Here is a 2,533-nt window from a genome sequence, read left to right as displayed (position 1 = left end):
ATCCGGCGGGTGACGGCGCGCCCACCGCCGCGGCAATCGCGGCGCTTGGCGCACGCGCCTGACCCGCCCTACGGGCTTTGTCCCCCTCTCCCCTACGGGCTTTGTCCCCCTCTCCCCAACTCCTCTTTTGGCTCGTTCCCACACTCCAGCGTGGGAGCCAGAGAGCGCCTTGAACCGATGATCCCAGTCGAATCCTCCGGACAGCCCCGTAGGGCGGGAAAGCGCAGCGCATCCCGCCTTCAGCCTTTGTCATCTATCCGGATCTTCCTATGCTCAATATACGTCTTTGGGATTCATCCAGTCACCGGCTACCAGTCACCAGCTACCGGTAGCCGGCGACTGGTAGCTGATAGCTGATAGCTGGTAGCTGGTAGCTGGTAGCTGGTAGCTGAATTGCCCACCCGACATCCACGATCCCCCCTCACCGCGCCCGGCTCATGGACCGGGCTACATCTCGGCCAGGATCTGCTCCTTGAGGTCCCGCTTGAGGATCTTCCCCATACCGGACAAGGGCAGCGCCTCCAGGATCCGGGCCTGTTTGGGCACCTTGTAGGCGGCCAGGTTCTCGCGCAGAAAGGCGATGAGTTCATCCTCGGTCGCCGTCGCCCCAGGTTTCAGGGTCACGCAGGCCATGCCCACCTCGCCCCAGCGTGGGTCCGGTATCCCGATGACGGCACACTGAAACACGGCCGGATGCCGGTAGAGCACGCCCTCGAGCTCGGTGGGGTAGACATTTTCGCCCCCCGAGATATACATATCCTTCTTGCGGTCGGTGACGAAGAAATATCCCTCCTCGTCCTGGTAGACCAGATCCCCGGTGTGGAACCAGCCGTCCGCGTCCAGGGCCCGGGCGCTCTCCTCGGGATCGGCGAAGTAACCGGAGAAGCGGCTGGGGCCCTTCAACACCAGCTCGCCGACGGCGCCGGGCCCCAGCAGGCGGTTGGCGTCGTCCATCACCCGCGCATCGATGAAATAGTTGGGGCGTCCGATACTGCCCGCCTTGCGCTGCGCGTCCTCCGCAGGCAAGGCAAACAAGCCGGGGCCGAACTCGGTCATGCCGAAACCCTGCTTGAACCGGACCCCCTTCTGCTCGCCGTACTGCTCGATCAGAGGCACCGGCAGCGGGGCCCCCCCGCTGGTGCAGAACCGCAGACTGCCAAGATCGGCCCTCGACCAGTTCGGGGCCTGGGTCAACGCCTGGTACATAGTGGGCACCCCGGCGAAGACCGTGATCCGCTCCTGCTCGATCAGGCCCAGCACCTGGACCGGGTCGAACTGGCGCGTGAGCACACTGGTATTGCCGAAGATGATCTGAGCGGAAAGATAGGCGAACAGGCCCCCGGCGTGGAACAAGGGGAACACACACAGATAGATGTCATCATGGCGCAGATCGTGGATCACCGTATTGAGCACATTCCACACGATCATCCGATGGCTGATCATGGCGCCCTTCGGGAGGCCGGTGGTACCCCCGGTGAACAGCAGACAGGCGGTATCCTCCAGGTCCAGGGAGTCACAGGTAATCGCCGCCGGTGCTGTCCGTTCCAGCACCTCTTGGAGCGGATGACTGCCGGGGATACCGCTCCCCTCACAGTGCAGATAATGGCCGATGGTATGGGACCGGTCGGTGGCGTCCTGCTGCAGGAACCGCGCGGCCTCTCGGAAATCGTCGGAATAGAGCAGGACCTTGGGCCCGGTCTTCTCGATCAGGGCCGCCAGCTCCCGGGCGTGCAGACGCCAGTTGAGGGCGGTGTGGATAGCCCCCAGCTTGCCGCAGGCGAAAAAGGCATCCAAGTGCTCCACCCCGTCCCGGGCCAGGATCGCCACCCGATCCCCCTTACCGACGCCGGCCACTTCCCGCAACCAGCCCGCGAGCCGGTTGGCCCGCTCGTCGAACGCCCGGTAGCTGAGCCGCAGCACGGGCTCCTTACCGACATCGATGATCGCGATCCGATCGGGAGAATAAAGCGCGCGCCGGCCCAGATAGTCACCGATATACATAACAAATGCTCCGAATTCGGCTGCCTAGAGGTTAAGGATGATACCGGCTACCAGTCGCCGGCTACCAGTCGCCAGCTACCAGTCGCCGGCTACCAGTCGCCAGCTACCAGTCGCCGGCTACCAGTCGCCGGCTACCAGTCGCCGGCTACCAGTCTTTTTTCTCGTTCCCACGCTCCGGCGTGGGAACGCCGCTGTGGCCGCTCCAGCGGCCGAGGTTTCATGACGCTGGAGCGTGGGAGTCAGAGAGGTTGCGTTAGCCGCGCGGGGAAAGGCTTCGGGAAGCACGGCGTCGAACGCGGCGTAACGCAACACGACGCCTGATGACCAGTTGGACCGGCAACTCGGTATTCGGGTTCTCCCCGGTAACCAGAAGAGCCGACAAGATATCGGTGGTCCCAGAAGCCGACAGAATGTCGGCGGTCCCAGGGGCCGACAAGATGTCGGCGGTTCCGGGAACGCGAGTCCGGCTGGGACCGCCGTCTTTCAGACGGCTTACGGACCCCATCACCAGCTGTCGGCAACGCTCAGAGCA

General features: G+C 64.1%; 2 protein-coding genes. Both read right to left on the bottom strand.

Going from position 1 to position 2,533, the window contains the following annotated elements; translation table 11 throughout:
- Window positions 1-447: 447 nt before the first annotated feature.
- A complete protein-coding gene (locus tag BQ17_RS04715; RefSeq protein ID WP_089724726.1) occupies window positions 448-2,001 on the bottom strand; it encodes a class I adenylate-forming enzyme family protein in 1,554 nt (517 codons plus the stop codon).
- Between the two features lie 253 nt (window positions 2,002-2,254).
- A partial coding sequence (locus BQ17_RS22380) for a hypothetical protein (protein WP_218068101.1) occupies window positions 2,255-2,533 on the bottom strand: 279 nt, incomplete at its 5' end.

The organism is Candidatus Thiosymbion oneisti, from assembly GCF_900092655.1.
GTDB lineage: Bacteria > Pseudomonadota > Gammaproteobacteria > Chromatiales > Chromatiaceae > Thiosymbion > Thiosymbion oneisti.
Note: the sequence above shows the minus strand (reverse complement) of the source record. Positions and strands in the feature narration are given on the sequence as shown.

Bases quoted from the DNA above. Each gene is read 5' to 3' on its own strand.
- BQ17_RS04715 (WP_089724726.1), bottom strand. From the start codon at position 2,001: ATGTATATCGGTGACTATCTGGGCCGGCGCGCGCTTTATTCTCCCGAT.